The organism is Streptomyces sp. XD-27, assembly GCF_030553055.1.
In the GTDB taxonomy this organism is placed as follows: domain Bacteria; phylum Actinomycetota; class Actinomycetes; order Streptomycetales; family Streptomycetaceae; genus Streptomyces.
Genome location: NZ_CP130713.1, coordinates 7,219,042 through 7,236,205, shown reverse-complemented (window position 1 = coordinate 7,236,205; position 17,164 = coordinate 7,219,042). Strand labels below are relative to the sequence as shown.

Annotated in this window: 18 protein-coding genes and 3 pseudogenes; 11 read left to right on the top strand and 10 right to left on the bottom strand. The window is 70.6% G+C overall.

Going from position 1 to position 17,164, the window contains the following annotated elements:
- Positions 1–9 precede the first annotated feature (9 nt).
- Positions 10–561: a hypothetical protein gene (locus tag Q3Y56_RS31710; protein WP_304465170.1), complete on the top strand. Its 552-nt coding sequence runs from the start codon at positions 10–12 to the stop codon at positions 559–561.
- 70 nt (positions 562–631) lie between these two features.
- On the opposite strand, the gene Q3Y56_RS31705 is transcribed toward Q3Y56_RS31710, so the two are convergent.
- The 3 genes from Q3Y56_RS31705 to Q3Y56_RS31695 all read right to left on the bottom strand — a co-directional run bounded on the left by Q3Y56_RS31705 (position 632) and on the right by Q3Y56_RS31695 (position 2,841).
- Positions 632–1,156 (bottom strand): hypothetical protein, encoded by a 525-nt coding sequence (locus Q3Y56_RS31705; RefSeq protein ID WP_304465169.1) that lies wholly within the window; start codon positions 1,154–1,156, stop codon positions 632–634.
- 9 nt (positions 1,157–1,165) lie between these two features.
- Entirely contained in the window at positions 1,166–1,999 is an 834-nt protein-coding gene (locus Q3Y56_RS31700) for a hypothetical protein (protein ID WP_304465168.1), read from the bottom strand.
- A gap of 74 nt (positions 2,000–2,073) precedes the next feature.
- Positions 2,074–2,841, bottom strand: a complete 768-nt coding sequence (locus Q3Y56_RS31695; RefSeq protein ID WP_304465167.1) for a TnsA-like heteromeric transposase endonuclease subunit — start codon at positions 2,839–2,841, stop codon at positions 2,074–2,076.
- A gap of 191 nt (positions 2,842–3,032) precedes the next feature.
- Here Q3Y56_RS31695 and Q3Y56_RS31690 point away from each other — a divergent pair, with 191 nt between their 5' ends.
- Complete coding sequence (locus tag Q3Y56_RS31690) at positions 3,033–3,902, top strand: carbon-nitrogen hydrolase family protein (protein ID WP_304465166.1); 870 nt, start codon at positions 3,033–3,035, stop codon at positions 3,900–3,902.
- A 185-nt stretch (positions 3,903–4,087) separates the two neighbouring features.
- Here Q3Y56_RS31690 and Q3Y56_RS33645 read toward each other — a convergent pair.
- Both Q3Y56_RS33645 and Q3Y56_RS31685 read right to left on the bottom strand, forming a co-directional pair.
- Positions 4,088–4,267, bottom strand: a pseudogene (locus tag Q3Y56_RS33645) (LysR family transcriptional regulator); the annotation flags it as partial.
- A 13-nt stretch (positions 4,268–4,280) separates the two neighbouring features.
- Entirely contained in the window at positions 4,281–5,303 is a 1,023-nt protein-coding gene (locus tag Q3Y56_RS31685) for a LysR family transcriptional regulator (protein WP_304465165.1), read from the bottom strand.
- 283 nt (positions 5,304–5,586) lie between these two features.
- On the opposite strand from Q3Y56_RS31685, the gene Q3Y56_RS31680 reads away from it, so the two are divergent.
- From Q3Y56_RS31680 to trxB, 6 genes are all read left to right on the top strand, one after another.
- Complete coding sequence (locus tag Q3Y56_RS31680; RefSeq protein ID WP_304465164.1) at positions 5,587–6,306, top strand: tRNA-dependent cyclodipeptide synthase; 720 nt, start codon at positions 5,587–5,589, stop codon at positions 6,304–6,306.
- The gene (locus Q3Y56_RS31675) at positions 6,306–7,664 is read left to right on the top strand and encodes a cytosine permease (protein ID WP_304465163.1); all 1,359 of its coding nucleotides are present in this window, start codon (positions 6,306–6,308) and stop codon (positions 7,662–7,664) included. Before Q3Y56_RS31680 ends, Q3Y56_RS31675 begins: the two co-directional genes overlap by 1 nt.
- A 13-nt stretch (positions 7,665–7,677) precedes the next feature.
- The gene (locus tag Q3Y56_RS31670; RefSeq protein WP_304465162.1) at positions 7,678–8,031 is read left to right on the top strand and encodes a rhodanese-like domain-containing protein; all 354 of its coding nucleotides are present in this window, start codon (positions 7,678–7,680) and stop codon (positions 8,029–8,031) included.
- Between the two features lie 58 nt (positions 8,032–8,089).
- Positions 8,090–8,536, top strand: a complete 447-nt coding sequence (locus Q3Y56_RS31665) for a co-chaperone YbbN (protein WP_304465161.1) — start codon at positions 8,090–8,092, stop codon at positions 8,534–8,536.
- A 196-nt stretch (positions 8,537–8,732) separates the two neighbouring features.
- Positions 8,733–9,977 (top strand): S8 family serine peptidase, encoded by a 1,245-nt coding sequence (locus tag Q3Y56_RS31660; protein ID WP_304465160.1) that lies wholly within the window; start codon positions 8,733–8,735, stop codon positions 9,975–9,977.
- The gene (gene trxB, locus Q3Y56_RS31655) at positions 9,974–10,969 is read left to right on the top strand and encodes a thioredoxin-disulfide reductase (protein ID WP_304465159.1); all 996 of its coding nucleotides are present in this window, start codon (positions 9,974–9,976) and stop codon (positions 10,967–10,969) included. The genes Q3Y56_RS31660 and trxB overlap by 4 nt, the downstream gene beginning before the upstream one ends.
- A gap of 380 nt (positions 10,970–11,349) precedes the next feature.
- On the opposite strand, the gene Q3Y56_RS31650 is transcribed toward trxB, so the two are convergent.
- Complete coding sequence (locus Q3Y56_RS31650) at positions 11,350–12,339, bottom strand: ornithine cyclodeaminase family protein (protein WP_304465158.1); 990 nt, start codon at positions 12,337–12,339, stop codon at positions 11,350–11,352.
- Between the two features lie 328 nt (positions 12,340–12,667).
- Positions 12,668–13,399 (bottom strand): annotated as a pseudogene (locus Q3Y56_RS31645) (helix-turn-helix transcriptional regulator).
- Positions 13,400–13,702: 303 nt separating this feature from the next.
- Here Q3Y56_RS31645 and Q3Y56_RS31640 point away from each other — a divergent pair.
- Positions 13,703–13,897: pseudogene (locus tag Q3Y56_RS31640) on the top strand (MFS transporter); the annotation flags it as partial.
- A gap of 217 nt (positions 13,898–14,114) precedes the next feature.
- On the opposite strand, the gene Q3Y56_RS31635 reads toward Q3Y56_RS31640, so the two are convergent.
- Both Q3Y56_RS31635 and Q3Y56_RS31630 read right to left on the bottom strand, forming a co-directional pair.
- Positions 14,115–14,462 carry a phage capsid protein gene (locus tag Q3Y56_RS31635; protein ID WP_304465157.1) on the bottom strand — a complete coding sequence of 116 codons (348 nt, stop codon included), beginning with the start codon at positions 14,460–14,462 and terminating at the stop codon, positions 14,115–14,117.
- Positions 14,463–14,497: 35 nt separating this feature from the next.
- Entirely contained in the window at positions 14,498–15,544 is a 1,047-nt protein-coding gene (locus tag Q3Y56_RS31630; protein ID WP_304465156.1) for a hypothetical protein, read from the bottom strand.
- Between the two features lie 110 nt (positions 15,545–15,654).
- Between Q3Y56_RS31630 and Q3Y56_RS31625 the strand changes: the two genes are divergently transcribed.
- Positions 15,655–16,056 (top strand): hypothetical protein, encoded by a 402-nt coding sequence (locus tag Q3Y56_RS31625; RefSeq protein WP_304465155.1) that lies wholly within the window; start codon positions 15,655–15,657, stop codon positions 16,054–16,056.
- Positions 16,057–16,262: 206 nt separating this feature from the next.
- Positions 16,263–16,541, top strand: coding sequence for a hypothetical protein (locus Q3Y56_RS31620; RefSeq protein ID WP_304465154.1), 279 nt, complete (start codon positions 16,263–16,265; stop codon positions 16,539–16,541).
- Positions 16,542–16,697: 156 nt separating this feature from the next.
- Here Q3Y56_RS31620 and Q3Y56_RS31615 read toward each other — a convergent pair whose 3' ends face one another.
- Positions 16,698–16,895 carry a hypothetical protein gene (locus tag Q3Y56_RS31615; RefSeq protein WP_304465153.1) on the bottom strand — a complete coding sequence of 66 codons (198 nt, stop codon included), beginning with the start codon at positions 16,893–16,895 and terminating at the stop codon, positions 16,698–16,700.
- Positions 16,896–17,164 lie beyond the last annotated feature (269 nt).

Below are 17,164 nucleotides of genomic sequence, written 5' to 3'. Positions count from 1 at the left end.
ACTCGACGCATGGCACACCTGGTTTACATCGACGAGACGGGCTCCGTCGGGAAGGGTGCCAACAAGCAGAAGCTGCTGACGCTGGCCGCTGTGCTCGTGCATGAGGACAAGGTGCAGCCCCTCGCGGAGAAGTTCTGCCAGGTAGCGAGGAAGCACCTGCAAAGGGTGCCAGCCGACTTCGAGCTTCACGGAAACGAGATCTGGAATGGCACAGGCCCCTGGGACTCCCTGCTGCCCGCCGGGCTTTTCGCCGTGTACGAGGACGCGATCGCGGTCATCAACGATCTCGACATCGACGTGTCCCACGCCAGCATCCACAAGGAGCGCTTGCACACTCGTTACGGCGGAGATGCAGACGGGAACGCCTACCTCTTGGCCTTGCAGTTCCTCCTGGCGGCCGGGACATCGTCGCCGGGCGGCAGGCCATTCCAGTCCAGTGCCTGCCAGGAGCCCGGCTGCTCGGGGTCTTCGAAGAAGACCTGGCGGCAGTCACGCGGATCGCGGTGGATCGCCCACTTGCCCGCGTGCCGTCCTCCGCGGCCCGAACGCCGGCCCCGGTAGGGATCGAGCACGGGATCGGTGCCGCCGTACCAAAGTCCGCCGATCTTCACCCCGCGCCGGGCGTCGATCTTCACAAAGTGAGCGGGCAGCAGCTCGAAGTACGACTCCGGATCAGGGATCTCCAACTGATCCCGTCGCGGGCGGCCGCCGCAGCGAACAGCGTGTTCGGGCTATGTCGCCCGCCCGCGTCCCAGGCTGGGGCGTACTGGTCCAGCCTGCGGTTTTGCCACACCGTCACGATCCAGCTGGCCAGCAGGTGCTCCATTTGCGAAACCGTCCAGACCGCATCGCCCTCCGGGTCGGCGCCACGGTCGGCAACGTCGGTGCCCCGGTAGCCGAGCAGGAGTTCCAGCAGCAGCGACTGGATTCCGGCGAATGCGCGCTCGACCGCGGCCTTGTCGGTTGGCCGCATGGCGCGGGCCGGCAGTAGATCGATGCCGAGTCGGCGAGCGGAGGCAACGATGTGGTGGTTCTTGTAGACGCTGCCGTGGTCGCTGGTCACCATTTCCGGGGCGAAAAACGGCAGATCCGCCACAGGGCGTCCGGCGAACTCCGCCACCAGCGCGGCCGGCACTCCGGGATAGGTCCAGGCCATCTCCTCTCCTCAGTCCGGGCGCATCGGCAACGGCCGCAGCACGTCCCGCAGCAGCATCGCCACCTCCACCGACGACTCCGACACCGACGTGAGCCGGAAGGCGACCAGGGAATGTGAGTAGGCATCGAGAGCCAGGGTGAGGTGGGCGGTCATCGGACTGCCGAACACATCGTCGAGGACTTTCACTGGCAGCGGGGTGGTATCCAGCGCGACGACCTGCCCGGGGCGGGTGATCACAACTTTCGCCTTGCCCGTCTCCACCGCCGCGGCCGAGCGCAGGTAGCGCTGCCGGGAGCCCTCGGGGCCGAACCACTCCTTCCAGATCTTCGCCGGCGTCGTGTAATGCGGGACGTGTACCTCGGTGCCGAACTTCTCAGCCACATACTGGTGGATCATCCGCTCTTTGGTCTTCATGCTGACCTTCGAGCGGTGCAGGCACTCGGCGTGAACGGCCCGGATCGCCTCGGTGATCTCCTCGGTAACCGCTCGTCGGCCCCGCAGCGGCGGCGTCCACCGCCCGTCTGCTAGCCCCATCAGGCCGTGCTCGGCGTACTGGGCGGCCATCCGCTCCAGCGTGCGCTCGCTGATCCACTCCAGTCCCAGCTGCTTGGCCCCCTGCCGGTCCATCCCTTTCAGCTCAGCCACCTTCGCCCGGCGCCGCTCGGCCAGCGTGGTGCGTGCCGGGTCGTACTCACCCCGCGGCTCTCCCGGCTGGGCCCAGTGCCGACTGCCGCTGCGGAATCCGGTCTGGACCTCAAGCAGATGTGCCGCCCGGATCCGTGCCCGGACCAGGTCGTGTTCGGGCAGATCCTCGCTCCGCAAGCGCTGCCGCCCCTCGGCCATCACCGTCTCCCCACCGGGTAGATCCATGAGGCATCGCCCAGGGGCTGGGCCAGGTCCACCGCCATGCGCCGGTGTCAGAGCAGATGGACGGCATGGGCGCGGGCGACGGCGGGCAGCGACGTAGCCTCGACCAGGTCGCCGAACCGCCGGGGACGCTCGGCAACCATCTCCAACAGCTCATCGTGCAGCCCCAGGCGGTCGGCCATCGGTCGGCGCCGGGCCGACAGCGCGTCCAGCCCTGCTGCCACATGTCGGCGCCAGCCGGTCACCACCAGGTAGCGCCACCCGGCCGAGGCAGCCGCCCGCTCAGCCGCGGCGAACTTCACCAAGTCCTTGTCCTTGACCCGATGACCGGGGCGGACATCGATCAGCACCGCCGTCCCGTTCAGCAGCACCAGGAAGTCCGGGGTGTGGTCCTCGCCTCCGCCGATGGCGGTGAACCTGAGCTTGAACGGCTGGGACAGCACCTCCTCAATACCGCCCGTGAAGTCCAAGGCCAGCAGCAGGCGGCGCTCTTCCAAGCTCTCGAAGCCGTGCATCCGGCTCGTTGCCAGCACAAACTGCAGCCCCGGGCGGTGCCGCTGTCGAGCCTGCCAGGTGAAGCTCCGCACCGGTGCCGAGGCGAGCGTGGGGAAGTCAGCCAGGTCCGGGACCGGGCAGACCACCCGCGCCCGGGACGCCCTCCACACCGCCGTCCACCGACGAGCCCATCCCGGCCCCGCCTCCAGCCGTGCGACCACCGTCGGGTCGACGGCGTACGGCGTGACGAGATCATCCAGGGTGCAGCTATGCGACCACATCGCCCGGGGCTCGACGGCCGGTGTACGGACCGAGATCTCCATACCCTTCAGGACAGCCGGACCGTACGGGTCTGCGTGCCACCTTCCATGAAGCGCCGCAGGTGAGCGAGCTGCCCGCTACCCTGCCCGCCAACTCATACGCTCAGCCCCGCCAACTCGGCCGCTCACCCGCCACCTGAAGCGCTCAGTCACAACAGCCTCCGTCGAAGCCCGGTCTGGCTAGAGTGAGGGCCGTGATCGAACGCCTGGATGATTCCCTGCCGTTGCCCTCCCGCCCGCTTCGCGTCGCCGCCGCGCAGGCCCAGGCCGCCGCCGGGGACATTCCCGCCAACGCCGCGACGGTGGCCCGGATGGTGCGGGAGGCCGCCGACGACGGGGTGCGGGTCGTCGTCTTTCCCGAGAAGTTCCTCACCGGGTACGAGCCGGAGCTCATCCGCGCCGACCCCGCCCGGTACGCGGTGCCCGCGGACGGCGGCCGGGACGCGCGGCTGGACCCCGTGGCGGAGGCCTGCCGCGACACCGGCACGGTGGCCGTGGCGGGGGCCGCCGTGCACAGGGCTGGGGACCTGTACGTGTCGGCGCTGGCGTTCGGCCCCGACGGCGCTCTCGCGGCCCGCTACGACAAGCAGACGCTGTTCAAGACGGAGCGCGAGGTGTACCGGGAGGGTGCGAGCGGGTGCACGCTCGTCGTCGACGACTGGCGGCTCGGGCTGGGCATCTGCTACGACTCCGGCTTCCCGGAGCACGCCCGCTCCGCCGCACTCGACGGGTGCCACGCGTACCTGGTGGGCGCGCTGTTCAGCGTGGGCAACGGCTACCACGAGTCCCGCGTCTGGTTCCCCGCCCGGGCCTTCGACAACACCCTGTACGCCGTCCTGGCCAACCACATCGGCACCCCCGGCGGGTGGAACACCTGCGGGTCGAGCGCCATCTGGGGTCCGGACGGCCGCACCGTCGCCGAAGCCGGCCCGGACAAGCCGGAGCTGGTCGCGGCAACGCTGCATCCGGAACAGCTGCGGGCCGCCCGCGAAGCGGAACCGATGCTGCGCGACCTCCGGCAGGAGATGGCCTCCGCCTCGCGCACGGTGCACCGGCTCGCGTAGTCGGACCGGCTCGCATAGTCGGACCGGCTCGCGTAGCCGGACCGACGAGCGTACGGCCTATGCCTCGTGCGAGGTGGGGGAGAGGGGCGAGGGTCGGGGTGGGGGGTTCGGCCGGTGGCCGCGAGCAGCTGATCGACCAGCGGGATCAGCGCGTCGGCTCCGTGAAGCAGGAGCCGCCCCGCCGCGGTCGGCGTGACGCCGTGGTGGTTCCGGCGGAAGACGACCAGGCCGGTGGCCCGTTCGATCCGTTGCAGTCGGCGGCTCAGATTGCCCTGGTGGGTGCCGAGTTCCCGGGCGGCTCCGGCCAGGCTCCCGGTCTCGGCGATGGCCCGCAGGAGGCGCAGGTCGGATATCTCGATGTCCATGGCGGTCAGGTGTTCATCGGTGGGGCCAGGAGGGGTGGGGCCGTGGGCCTCCGGCCGCCCGCGTGTCCGTGGCGGCGGGCCGGCCGGTCAGTCCGCCCGGTGTCCCGCTCCCGCTCGCCAGCTCTTCGTACGCCTGGCCCAGGAGTTCGACCAGCAGCGGAATCTGCGCGGCGAAGTGGCTGTCGCGGCGGAAGGCGACCGCGTGCCGGACCCGCATCGGCAGGTCGGCGATCTCGCGGCGGACGACTCCCGGGCCCATCGGCCGCATGGCCTGAACGAGCGCCACACAGCGCTGGTGGCGGATCACGTCACTGCGGGGGCCGCTGACCGGGACGTCGTGACCGATGCGGGGCGTGAAGCCGAACTTCCCGCAGATGCGGCGCAGTTCCTCGTGGCATCTGTCCGGTCCGTACACGGATATCCAATCCTCCTCGGCGAGATCGGCCATGGTGATGGCCGGGGCCGTGGCCAGTGGGTGGTCGGCGGCCAGGGCGAGGAGCACCGGGCTCTCGGCCCAGACGATCTCGGATACCAGGTCACCGCCCGACTCGGTGGAGACGCACCGCGTGTCGGCCAGCTCCTCGCTGGTGCAGCGGTCGCGCAGCGCCACGTCGACGTCCCCGGCGCGCAGCATGCCGGTCAGGCTGCGGGAGGAGTCGGCGACGACGATGCGCGGCCGTGCGCCGCCGGGGAGTTGGCGCAGGCAGTGCAGCAGCGGTTCGTGCAGCGCGCTGGTCGCCCAGCACACCCGTACACCGCTGCGCCGCTTGAGGCGGTGGGCGCGGAGCTGCTCACCGAGGCGGTCGGAAACCTGGATGATGGACTCGGCATGGTGGATCACCTCCAGGCCGAGGGCGGTGGGCCGTACCCCGTTGCAGTCCCGTTCGAAGAGCGGGCCGCCGAGCAGTTGCTCCAGCCGCCGGACCTGACGGCTCAGCGCCGGCTGGGGAAGGCCGAGTGCTATCGCGGCGCGGTTGAGGCTTCCCGCGTCGGCAATAGCGCACAGATGACGTAGGTGCCGGAGCTGTAAGTCCATAAGCCAGAGATTAACCGCGCTTTAGCGGCCGCGACCAGGCCCGGACAGGGAATCCAACGGATTTATCAGCGGCGCCCTGCGCACAGCGTGACGGCAGGGTTCTCGTCGTAACGCAGTGCCTTCCATAGGCGGCCGGTCCCCTGACCCGCGAGGGTATGCGTTCACGGCATAACGGTCTGACACTACCCAGGACCTCCGGCATCGAGCGACGATCTGAGTGATCCGGCCGGCGATTCCTCTCCCCCCACCTTATTGGTCCAGACCAATATGCGAGGACGAAGCCATGTTCGATACCCAACCCCTCACCGAGAATTGCTGTGCGGCACAACAAAAGGCGTCACACGCCTGCATCGGCGTCAGCCCGTTCAACAGCTACTTCAGCACCCGGCGACTGATCGCATTGGCGGAGTGGGCCCTGTCGGAATTCGACAGCTGCCACTTCTTCGTCCCCGACGCGGTCGCGGCCTACACGCTGGAAGCGCTCGGCTATCCGCCGGCCCGCGCCCGGCACAAGGCGCAGCGCCAGGGGCAGTACGTGCACAACAAGATCACCACGGCCCTGCGCGCGCTGTCGGTCGACAGCCCCGCCGAACTGATCCTCGGCATGGCCCGACTGGACGAGAACCCCCGCTACCGCGAACTACTGGACCACGCGCATGCGCTCTACGCCGACGACCCGATTTTCCGGCGGGCATGCCTGGACGCCTCGCACTGGGTACTCGACCGCAAACTGCCGCCGGATACGCCACCGAGCCCCGAGCAGCTCCGCCACGCGGTCCGCTATTTCCTTGCCGAGCTACCGCTTTTCGCCGATTCAGGCGGAATCACGCAGAGCGGCCCCTCGATGTTCGTCTATCACCACCCCGTGGACTTTCTGGAGCGCTTCTACCGGAATGAGCTGACCTGGTCACCGGTCCCGGGTCAGGGTTTCCTCGTCGTACGGGAACGGGAATGCGCGATCCCGCAGGACGGCGGGCCCCTGACCGGCGAAACGGCCCTCTGATGGCCGCCGCGGCGCAGCCCGGCCAACCGGACGAGCGGCTCGACGACTACTCGCTCACCCGGGTGCCGGAGGAATCCCGGCATTCCTGGGTCTCTGTCGCCGTCCAGCGTTTCGGACAGGTGTCGTCGTTCCAGCAGTTCATGGTCGGGGCCGTGCTCGGTTTCGGCATGGACTTCACCGACGCGGTCCTGGCGATCACCATCGGATCGGTGATGCTGGAGGTCATCACGATCCTGCTCGGCATCGCCGGGGTCCGGGAGGGGCTGTCCACCTCGGTGCTGGCCCGCTGGTCCGGCTTCGGCCGCAAGGGCTCGGCGCTGGTGGGCCTGCTCATCGCACTGAGCCTGGCCGGCTGGTTCGGCGTACAGAACGGCGTCTTCGCGCAGGGCATGCACGATCTCGCGGGCTGGGCACCGGAGTGGATCTGGGCGCTGGTCGGCGGCGGCGTCATCACCGCGATCACCGTGCTGGGCTTCCGGATGATGGCGTGGACGGCCTATCTGACCGTGCCGGCCTTTCTGTTGCTCGCCGCGTTCTCGATAACGGACGCCCTCGCGGACCATTCACTGGCCGACCTGATCAGCTCCGCCCCACCGGGACCGGCGATGTCGCTGGCGGAGGGCACGACCCTGGTCTCCGGCGCGTTCATTCTCGGCGCGATCATGACGCCGGACATGACGCGGTTCAATCGCCGCCCCTCCGACGTCGTCAAGCAGACCGTGATCAGCGTGACGCTCGGGGAGTATCTGATCGGGCTCACCGCGGTGCTGCTCGCGCACGCCGCCCGCACCTCGGACATCGTCGGGATCATCACCTCCTCCTCGGGATTCCTCGGCACCCTGATCCTGGCGACGGCCATCCTGAAGATCAATGACTGGAATCTCTACTCGTCCTCACTGGGCCTGGTGAACTCCGTCGACGTGCTCCTCGGCCGACGCGTCGGCAGACGGCCGGTCACCCTGCTGATCGGCACCGCCGGAACCGCCCTGTCCGCCATGGGAATCGTGGACGACTTCACCGATTTCCTGGAGACGATCGGCATTCTGGCGCCACCGGTAGCCGGAATCATCATCGCCGAGTACTTCGTGGTCCGGCGGTTCCGCGCCGAACTCGACCGGGCCCGGCTCAGCGGTGTGATGCCCGGCGAGAGCGCCGACTGGATGCCGCTGTCGCTGGTGTGCTGGGCGGCCGGCGCCGCGGTCGGCAAGTACCTGGACCACGGGATCCCGTCCATCAACGCGGTGCTCGTCGCATTCCTGCTCTACGCGGCCATCGGCCGGATCGCTCCCGCGGGTGCCGCGCTCCGCCCCGGCCGAACCGCGCTGCCCGAAACCGACCTGACGCAATCCGGAGGCTGACGTGCTACCGCTGGTGAAGAGAGAAGAGCTCAAAGCCGAGATCGAGGCCGGATCGGTGACCGTGGTCGACACCATGCCGGTGGACTACTACGAGCGCGAGCACCTGCCGCACGCGGTGAACATTCCGGGATTCCCGTACGAGGAGGCATCCCGCTTCACCGACGAACTCGCCCCCACCGTACTTCCCGATCCCTCCGCCCCCATCGTCGTGTACTGCGCCAATGTGCCCTGCCGCAACAGCGAACTCGTCGGTGCCCGGCTCGTGGAACTCGGATACACCAACGTCCGCAAATACCGCGAAGGCATCGAGGACTGGGTCAGCGGCGGCCTGCCGACCGAGAAGTCCCAGGTGTCCCAGGCCGACTGACCGACCGACGGACCGACCCACTCAGCACATCCGGATTCCCCAACGAAAGGACACGTCCATGCTCCGCAAACTCTCCGCCGCGGCGGCCGCTGTGACCATCCTGACCTGCGGCGCGGCCGTACCCGCGGTCGCCGCCCCGCTCCCCGCGGCCACCCCCCACGCCGCCACCGCGGCCGAGATCCCCGACGCGGTCGACGTGACCTCGGCCAACTTCGACCAGGTCATGGAGTGGTCGAAGACCAAGCCGGTGGTCCTGGACTTCACCGCCGAGTGGTGCGGCGCCTGCCAGGCGCAGAAGCCCTATCTGGAGAAGTACAACAAGGAAGACAACGGCAAGTGGGTCTGGGCGCGGGTGGACGTCGACACCAATAAGGAAATCTCCGACCGGTACAACATCGAGTACATCCCCACCCTGATCGACATCAAGAACGGTGAGGAAGTGGGCAGCCGCCAGGTCGGTTTCGACGACCCCGAGTCGCTGCGCGCCTGGCTGAACAAGCTGTAGCAGCCGCCCGCGGGCCAGCCACGACTCTTCTCTCCATCCCCCACACCTCGGGGCAGGGCAGGGCCGCCTGCCCTGCCCCGAGGTCACCGCGCCCACCCGGCTCCCCGACGCGAAAGGCACCCCCCACACCATGAAGCAGACCCCGCCCCGTGCGACTCCGCCCCGTGCGACGCCACGCCGTGCGACTCCGCGCCTTGTGACGTCCCGCCGTGCGCAGACCGTCGCGGCGGCCGTGGCCGCCGCGGCCGCGTTGGCCACGCCCCTCCTGTTCTCCGGTCCGTCGGCGAGGGCAGCCGAGCCGCACGCCTCCGGCGCCGTGCACATCGTCCAGATACGGGGCGTGGGCGCGTCGGCCGACGAAGTGCGGAAAGCGGCCGAGGAGATGACGGCCCGAAACGGCGGCGAGCTGCGGCGGATCTACTACTCGGCCTCGCAGGGCTTCTCCGCGACGCTGACCGACGAGCAGGTGACGAAGTACCTCAACGACAGCCGGGTGGACTCGGTGACGAAGGACCGCACCTACCGGGTCGCCGGGAAGCTGGGAGCCGCTCCCGACCGCGCCGGCGAAGGGCCGTCGGCACCGGGCTGGGGGCTGGACCGTATCGACCAGCGGGAGCTGCCGCTGGACGGCGGTTACTCCGCACCCAACACCGCCTCCGGCGTGCGCGTCTACGTCGTGGACACCGGAGTCCGCACGACCCACGAGGAGTTCGGCGTGCGGGCCCGCACCGCGTACGACGCCATCGCCCAGAGCACCGGCGAGGAGGGCGACTGCCACGGGCACGGCACCGCCTCCGCCGCGATCGCGGCCGGAGACCGGTCGGGTGCCGCCAAGGAGGCCGAGATCGAGTCGGTCCGGGCGCTCGGCTGCGACGGCACCGGATCGATGGAGCACATCATGTCCGCGGTGGACTGGATCGCCGCCCATGCCGAGCGGCCCGCGGTGGTCAGCCTCGGCTTCTCCGGCGACCCCGGCACGGTGATCGACCGCCAGCTGTACAACATGACGCGCCTGGGCATCCCCTACACCGCGGCGGCCGGTGGCAGCACCGGCGACACCGGCGGCGACGCCTGCATGAAGACCCCCGGCAGGCAGACCACCGGGGTCACCGTCGCCGCCACCGGCCAGCGGGACAGCCGCCCCGCCTGGTCCGGCTACGGGGCGTGTGTGCACCTGTTCGCGCCGGGCGAGGACATCCCCACCGCCGGGGCCGCGAGCGACGACGCCTTCGGCGGCCTGTCCGGGACCTCCGCCGCGACCGCCGCGGCCACCGGTGCCGTGGCGATGTACCTGTCCGACCACCCGGACGCCGCCCCGGCCGACGTCGACAAGGCGCTGATCGAGGCATCCACCAAGGACCACGTGCAGGATCCGGGCGCCGGGTCCAAGAACCGCCTGCTGTACGTCGGCCCCGCGTCCGCTGACCGGGACCCCCGGTGAGCGCCCCGGCCGGGGGCGGCGGGTCCGCCGTCCGGGACGTCGTCGTCATCGGCTCGGGCCCCGCCGGATACACCGCGGCCCTCTACACCGCCCGCGCCGGACTGCGCCCCCTGGTCTTCTGCGGCAGCGTCTTCGTCGGCGGCTCGCTGGCCACGACCACCGAGGTGGAGAACTACCCCGGCTTCCGGGACGGTGTCCAGGGCCCGGACCTGATGGACGCGATGCGGGACCAGGCCGTCCGCTTCGGCGCCCGGATGGTCGACGACGACATCGTCGCGGTCGATCTGGCAGGTGTCACCAAGCACCTCACCGACGCCCGCGGCCGCACCCACCGGGCGCGGACCGTGATCGTGGCCACCGGGTCCGGCTATCGCAAGCTGGGTCTGCCGCGCGAGGAGGAGCTGTCCGGCCGCGGGGTGTCCTGGTGCGCCACCTGCGACGGGTTCTTCTTCAAGGGGCAGCATCTGGCGGTGGTCGGCGGCGGGGACACCGCGCTGGAGGAGGCCACGTTCCTCACCCGCTACGCCGAGTCGGTCACCCTTGTCCACCGCCGTGACACCCTGCGCGCCTCCAAGGCCATGCAGGCCCGCGCCTTCGCCGATCCGAAGATCTCCTACGCCTTCGACAGCGAGGTCACCGAGCTCAGGGGCGAGGAGCGGCTGAACGGGGTGACGCTGCGCAACACCCGCACCGGGGCCACCTCTGAGCTTGCGGTCACCGGGCTGTTCATCGCGATCGGCCACGACCCGCGCAGCCGGCTGTTCGCAGGCCAACTGGACACCGACGGAGACGGGTACCTGCGGGTCGCGGCACCCTCCACCCGGACCAGGTTGCCGGGGGTGTTCGCGGCCGGTGACGTCGTGGACCGCACCTACCGGCAGGCCGTCACCGCGGCGGGCAGCGGATGCGCGGCGGCCCTGGACGCGGAGCGGTACCTCGCCGCCCTCGCCGACCGCGCCCGCCGCTCCGCCCCGGTACCGGTCGTCGGCTGACGCCGGACCGGCAGTGCGTACATGATCTTGAGCGGGCAGCATGACCACCGACCGGCACCGCGGCCGTCAGACCGTGTCCTTGCCGGGAGTGAGGAGCGCTCGGGATCGACGCCGAGTTCCGGACGCCTCGTACCCGACGGTGGGGATGCTGCGTGTGACGCGTGAGCGGAACGGTACGTAACTCGGGCCGCGTACGCGTACAGGCGGCAGCACACGTACGGGGGCGGGTCGCCGCAGAGTGCCGGAAGAACTCCGCCTCGGGTCACCGCGGGTGGTCGGGGCGCTGCCCCGGCGGGGCCCACCGGAGCGGCCACCGCCCCTTGGTTCCCTCGTCCGTGCCGTGGGCCCGGCGCTTGCCACCGGGCGCTTCGGCGTTGGCATTACCGCAGGGTGATCTCCTCGCCGACCGATTGCTCGCGGGCTGCTGCGAGCACCAGTGCGGCGGCCGCGGCATCCTGGACGGCCACGCCGACCGACTTGTAGAGGGTGATCTGGTCCGGTGACGTGCGGCCCGGTTTGGTGCCCGAGACGAGTTGGCCGAGCTCGGCGTGCACATGCTCGTCCGTGATGACGCGGTCGCGGATCGGCATCAGCAGATCGTTGCTCCCTGCCGGGAAGGGGGCCAGAGCGGCATCCCGTGATTCGACGCAGACCAGTGCGTCCGCGATGGTCGCGTCATCGATCTCGCGGCCGGCCGGGTTGTAGCCCACCGAGGTGACGTGTACCCCGGGCGAAAGCCAGGGGCGGCGGACCACCGGTTCGAGGGCATGGGTGGCCGCGGCGGCGATGTGCGCCCCGCCGAGCGCCTCGGCGTAGGTGGGGACCGCCCATACATCGGTGTCCAGGACGGACGACAGTTCAGCGGCGAGGAGACCGGCTCGTGCCGGGTCCCGGCCGGCGACCCGGATCTCACGGATCGGGCGGACCCGGCACATCGCGTGAGCGTGGGACCGGGCCTGTACCCCTGTGCCCAGGATCGCCAGCACCGTGGCATCCTCGCGTGCCAGCAGCCGCGCCGACAGCGCCGAGCAAGCAGCGGTCCGCGCCGCGGTGATGGCCGTACCGTCCAGCAGCGCGACGGGCGCGCCGGTGGCCGGATCGAACACCGCGATGACCGCCTGATGGGTCGGCAGGGACGTCCCGGCATTGCCCGGGAAGGCCGTGACGAGCTTGGCCATGAGGACATCCGCCGACGGCACGTGACCCGGCATTGCGGCCAGGAACCCCTTCTGTTCGGGCACCAGCGCGGCGATCCGGTCCGGGGCCGAGGCGCGCCCCGCGCTGAGGTCCGCCATGGCCGGAGCCAGGGCGTCGATCAGCTCGTCCATATCGATGAGGGCCTCGACCTGCGAGTGCCCGAGAACAAGCATGCGCCACAACCTCCCGGGGCCGTGCCGAGCCCGGCCACGGCCGGTCAGTCACAGCGTCGTCCACCGCGACATGGCCCAGAGGCAGCACATCGCCCATGAGCACGTTCATCCGTACACACCTTGGCAGGTCCGCCCGTAGACCGACAGTCAGGCGTCGCCGGCGCTGCCCGCGTCATCCTGTCGTCGGGGCAGGTTCTGCGTGTCGCGCGACAGGCAACGGGGGCAGGGCTCCTGTTCACGTACCGGAAGGACCCTGAGGGGAATCGGGTGGGTTCTCTGGGGGCGGCGGGGCATCGAACAGGTTTGCGTGACCGGCGGGCCGGTCCCCCTACGGGGAGGGCTGACGCCCATACGGCTGCCGCCCGGCCCCCTCGGGGAACGCTGCGTCCTCGGGGCCGGCCATGTCCGGCAGCAGCGCGTCGTGGTCCGGGGTGCCGGGCGGCGCCTGGTAGGTGACGAGGCGCTGGCCGTCCGTGCGGAAGATCTCCATCACCTCGAAGGTGAGGCACATCGAGCCGACCTCCGGGCGCTGGAAGTGCTTCCGGTCACCGCCGCGCGCCCGTACGTCGTACCGCTCCCACAGCCGGGCGAACTCCGGGCTCTTCACCATCAGTTCGCCGACGACCTGGGCCAGCTCCGGCAGGTCCGGGTCGGCGCCCGCCATCGCGCGCAGGTGGGCGCAGGCCGGGTCGGTTGGCGGCCAGCAGGTCGTTGGTGCGGCTGACGACGTACGCCGGTGAGGGGCGCAGCGTCTCCAACATGGCGCGGACCGACTCGCGGACGGCGCGGGCCGGGGGCGGCGCGGGCGCCTGGCCCGCGGCGAGGGCCACCAGCTCGTGCAGCCGGTGCAGCGCATCGGAGGGGAGTTGGAGCGCCTTTCCGAGCGCGGCGACGACCGCGGGCGAGGGCCGGGTCTCGCGGCCGCGTTCGAGCCGCGTGTAGTAGTCGACGCTGACCCCGGCCGGCGTCGCCAGCTCCTCGCGGCGCAGCCCCGGAGTGCGGCGGATGCCTGTGCCTGCGGGCGGATCTGCTCACGGCGAGCGCGCAGGAAGCGGCCCAGTTCCGTATCGCAAGGGGTTACGTGGGCAGAGGGGCCGTACCAGGGCCAGGCACCGCGCTCCCCCGCACAGCTCGGTCTGCCGAGGGCCGCACGCGCCGAGCACGCTGCTCTCCGTATCCGACAGGACGGCACGAGCGAGGAGCGATGCGCACGATGAGCGCGACGCGATGCGGGGCAGGCGCGGTGGTCGAGGCGAGGGCGGATACGCCGGGCGTACCGGGCGGGCCGGGTGCCGCGCGCGTACTCGGTGCCCCGCGTGTACCCAGTGCCCCGTGTACCGGGTGCCCCTCATGTACCCGGTGCCCCGCCTCGCTGGCGCTGATCCGGCAGGCGTTCCCCGATCCGGCCGCGCGTGGCATCGCGCTGTGGACGGTCGGTGGCGCCGTGGCCATCGCCGCGGGGCCCGTCCTGGGCGGGCTGCTCACCACAGCGTGGAGCTGGCGCGCCGTGTTCTGCCTCAACGTGCCCGCCGGGACTGCCGGTTTCCTGGCTCTGCTGTGGGCAGCGCGCTCCCCGCGCCACCGTGTCGCGCCTCCACCCTGGTCGCGGCGTTGTCGTACAGCGCGTGCCCCGCGGCGTCCGCGGCGCCCTTGACCTGGCCGAGGGCGCGACCGCGGTCGCGGGATTCAGTTTGAACAACGCGCCTGCAAGTCCTCGGCCTTGGTGCCGAACAGGGCGACCGCAACGGCGTTGCGCTTGGCACCTGATCGTGGGATCAAGCCGAGCCAGACAACGGCCCAGCCTGCAACAGGTCTGTCGGCAGCGCGATGCCGTTCTCGTCGCGGATGGCATCGACCTCGGCCTGCACCTGTTCGTCGGACCAATCCGTGTGCAGCTTGCGGACCTTGGTGTCGGTCGATGCGGCCTCGGCCTGCGCGAGCAGGGCGAGTATCTGCGCGGTGGTCTGCGGGTCCTCGCTGACGGCGTCGCCGAACTGGAGCCGCTGGCGCTGCTCGGCGCTCACGGTGGAGAAGCCGAGCAGGCGGTCGAGCCTGAGCATGACGTGCAGCATGTCGAGGATGGCCGGCGCCCAGTACCGGGCCTTGACGTCGCGTGTGATCATGCTGCGGCGTTCGCGGGCGGTGACCTCGGTTGCAGTCACGGCCGGGCCGTCGCCGAGGCCGAAGGTTTGCGCGCTGTAGCTCGCGGACTCGACAGCGTGCCGCACGATGGCCTCGGCGGTCTGCTGGTGCTCGGCCACCCGGATGGCGAACTGAGACAGCGTGATCCCGTTCCCGGTTTCGGCGGGCGGGATCGCCAGCGGCGTCCAGATTTCCCGGTCGGCGTCGAACGTGGCGCCGGGTGCCGGGGCCGTTGTCGCGCAGGTACCCGGCAGGCACGATCAGGCGCCCGCGGGCGAGCCGTATGTCGCGCATCCAGCTCGACCACACGGTGTCGAGCGCGTCGACACAGGTCGTGTATCGGGTCTTGGAAGTCCGAGCGGCCGAGTGGGCTGCCGCGGTGTCGGCGGTTGGGCTTGATGTTGGGCACGTAGGCGGCGGTGAGCGCGTCGGGCAGTCCGGTCTCGATGGTGTCGCCGGTCTCGCCGAGTGAGTCGGCGAGGTCGGCGACGTCGGGGTGGTCGGTGAGCGGCACACGGACGCCGAGGCGGTCGGCGGTGCCCTGGTACAGGGCGTGCGTGATCGCGCCGGGCTCGTGCCGCTCCAGGTGGCGCCATACGGTTGCCGAGTCGCTCGGCAGCTCGTGCCAGAACGTCACGGCACGCAGCAGTCCGAACCGGAACTCGGGCAGTGCACAGTCGGCGTGCACGATGGTCAGCAGCGGCCGGTCGACGAGCTCGCGATCCCACGTGATGCGCAGGTACACCCCGCCGAGCGCGGCGGCGACCTCGGCGGCCTCGATCAGGGTGTTGGCGATGCCGCCGGCCCCGGCGAAGTGGTCGAGCCGCTGCTGCGCCCCGGGATCGGTCCCGGTGAGCGTGGGCGGTTCGGAGAACAGCAGAGAGGCCGAGGTGCTCGCGATGTCCGCGGCGAGCGGGATGTGCATCCGGGTCTCGGGGCGCAGCGGTGCCTCGGGCCGGCGGCTCCACAAACGGCGGCGCCCGTCCGGGCGGCGCTCCTGGCGGGCGTTGACGGCGGCGAGGCGGTCGCGGTCACCGGAGTACCACGCGTCGTCGACGTGCATCTCGCGGTACTCGGCAGCGAACCGGGGCGGCGGCCACGGTAGTCGGCCTCAGGCAGGGCCATACGCCCTCCAATGGTGATCTTTCAAGGCCCCGGCGTATCTTCCGAGGTATGGATGAACAGCCGTATCTGCACAACGAGTTGAGCGGCGACGTCGGAGGGCCTGTGGTCCAGGCAGGACACATCCACGGCGACGTGGTCATGCCTGCGACAGCGCCGCCCATCAGTCCTGAGCAGGCAGAGCTGCGAAGGCGCCTGGATGCGCGAGCCAGAAGGATTCTGGACGCAGAGGACGCTGAGCGTGAGGCAGCGGCACGCAGACAGGAGAGATTTCTGCGGGCGACCCACTTGCGCAAGTGGGTGTCCATGGTGGTGATGTTGGCAAGTCTGTTTGCGGCCATCGTGTCGACGAGTGCCCTTGGGGACGTGTTCGCCCTTCTGTTCGGCCTCGTTGGTCTGGGCGCGTGGTTCAGCAATGTGCGGATCTTGAAACGGCATGACTGGAAGCGATGACCTGGTTGCCCGCTCTGGAGACGCTTGACCCCGAAGAACCGATGCGAGCGTTGGTGCTCTCGGCGACCTGATGGCCAACTAGCCATCAGGGGGGCCGAGACCGCATGCAGGATCGGCTACACGAGTTCATGGGCGAGGTCCGGAGGGTGAGGGAGGCTCCGCCTGTGTGATGGCTGCTCGCCGTCGACAGTGGCACGCCCGCGTGGGTGACAGCCCTGCTGATGGTCCCGCTGGGCGTCGGCGGCGCCCTCGCCATGCCGGCGCTGACCTCGCTGATGCTCGACAGCGTCGCCGCCGAGCGGGCCGGAACGGCAGCCGCGCTGCCCAACACCAGCCGCCAGACGGGCGGGGCGGTCAGCATCGCCGTCTTCGGTGCGCTCCTCGCGGGGGATTCCGCGCCGGGGATGCGGGAGAGTCTGCTGCTCGCCGCCTGCCTGCTGGTGGCCACGGCGCTGGGCGCGGCGGCACTGCTGCCGCGACGGTGAGGACGGCAGCGCCGCATCCGGTCGAGCGACTTTTCACCATCGCACGTCGGGGTGTCGGCCATCCGGGTGATGTCTCCGTCGGGCACCCGACGTGGATGGCCGGCCGGCCCGTTCCCCTCCCCGGCGTTGCGTCGAGGACGACCCCGGCCCGCCCTGTCAGGGCAGGTAACGCTCGATGGCCGCCGCTCCCTCTTCCTGCAAGCGCCTCCTGGCCCACTCGATCCGCTCAGGCGTCGGGTCCCGACCGGAGACCCGGACCAGGTCCTCCGGATCGATCGGCTGCTCGCTGCCCGTGCGGATCGTGGGTGGCCGACGACGGTCGGGGTCGGGCTCGTGTACGTCCTGGTTGCCCATGGCTACAGCTCCTCGGGATCTCTCCACCGTGAGCACGATCCTTCCCAGTATCGGGCGTCCGCGCCGTTCTCTCCTGCTGGGCGCGACGCGATCGCCCAGGACGTCTCCCGGCAGCCGGTGGGCCAGGAGCCGGGCGATCCCGGCCCGACGCCGCGGTGGGGTCGGGAGTGTGGGCGAGGACGCCGACTGGGCCGAAATCCGACACAACCGAACGCGCGACGTGTCTTCCCGTCAGCCATCGCGCCCCATCGACGGGAACACCCCCATCA

What these genes read in the sequence shown, in the direction of transcription:
- Q3Y56_RS31710 (WP_304465170.1), top strand. Translation starts at nt 10, where the DNA reads ATGGCACACCTGGTTTACATCGACGAGACGGGCTCCGTCGGGAAGGGT.
- Q3Y56_RS31705 (WP_304465169.1), bottom strand. Translation starts at nt 1,156, where the DNA reads ATGGCCTGGACCTATCCCGGAGTGCCGGCCGCGCTGGTGGCGGAGTTC.
- Q3Y56_RS31700 (WP_304465168.1), bottom strand. Translation starts at nt 1,999, where the DNA reads ATGGCCGAGGGGCGGCAGCGCTTGCGGAGCGAGGATCTGCCCGAACAC.
- Q3Y56_RS31695 (WP_304465167.1), bottom strand. Translation starts at nt 2,841, where the DNA reads ATGGAGATCTCGGTCCGTACACCGGCCGTCGAGCCCCGGGCGATGTGG.
- Q3Y56_RS31685 (WP_304465165.1), bottom strand. Translation starts at nt 5,303, where the DNA reads ATGGACTTACAGCTCCGGCACCTACGTCATCTGTGCGCTATTGCCGAC.
- Q3Y56_RS31680 (WP_304465164.1), top strand. Translation starts at nt 5,587, where the DNA reads ATGTTCGATACCCAACCCCTCACCGAGAATTGCTGTGCGGCACAACAA.
- Q3Y56_RS31675 (WP_304465163.1), top strand. Translation starts at nt 6,306, where the DNA reads ATGGCCGCCGCGGCGCAGCCCGGCCAACCGGACGAGCGGCTCGACGAC.
- Q3Y56_RS31665 (WP_304465161.1), top strand. Translation starts at nt 8,090, where the DNA reads ATGCTCCGCAAACTCTCCGCCGCGGCGGCCGCTGTGACCATCCTGACC.
- Q3Y56_RS31650 (WP_304465158.1), bottom strand. Translation starts at nt 12,339, where the DNA reads ATGCTTGTTCTCGGGCACTCGCAGGTCGAGGCCCTCATCGATATGGAC.
- Q3Y56_RS31635 (WP_304465157.1), bottom strand. Translation starts at nt 14,462, where the DNA reads ATGATCACACGCGACGTCAAGGCCCGGTACTGGGCGCCGGCCATCCTC.
- Q3Y56_RS31630 (WP_304465156.1), bottom strand. Translation starts at nt 15,544, where the DNA reads ATGCACGTCGACGACGCGTGGTACTCCGGTGACCGCGACCGCCTCGCC.
- Q3Y56_RS31625 (WP_304465155.1), top strand. Translation starts at nt 15,655, where the DNA reads ATGGATGAACAGCCGTATCTGCACAACGAGTTGAGCGGCGACGTCGGA.
- Q3Y56_RS31615 (WP_304465153.1), bottom strand. Translation starts at nt 16,895, where the DNA reads ATGGGCAACCAGGACGTACACGAGCCCGACCCCGACCGTCGTCGGCCA.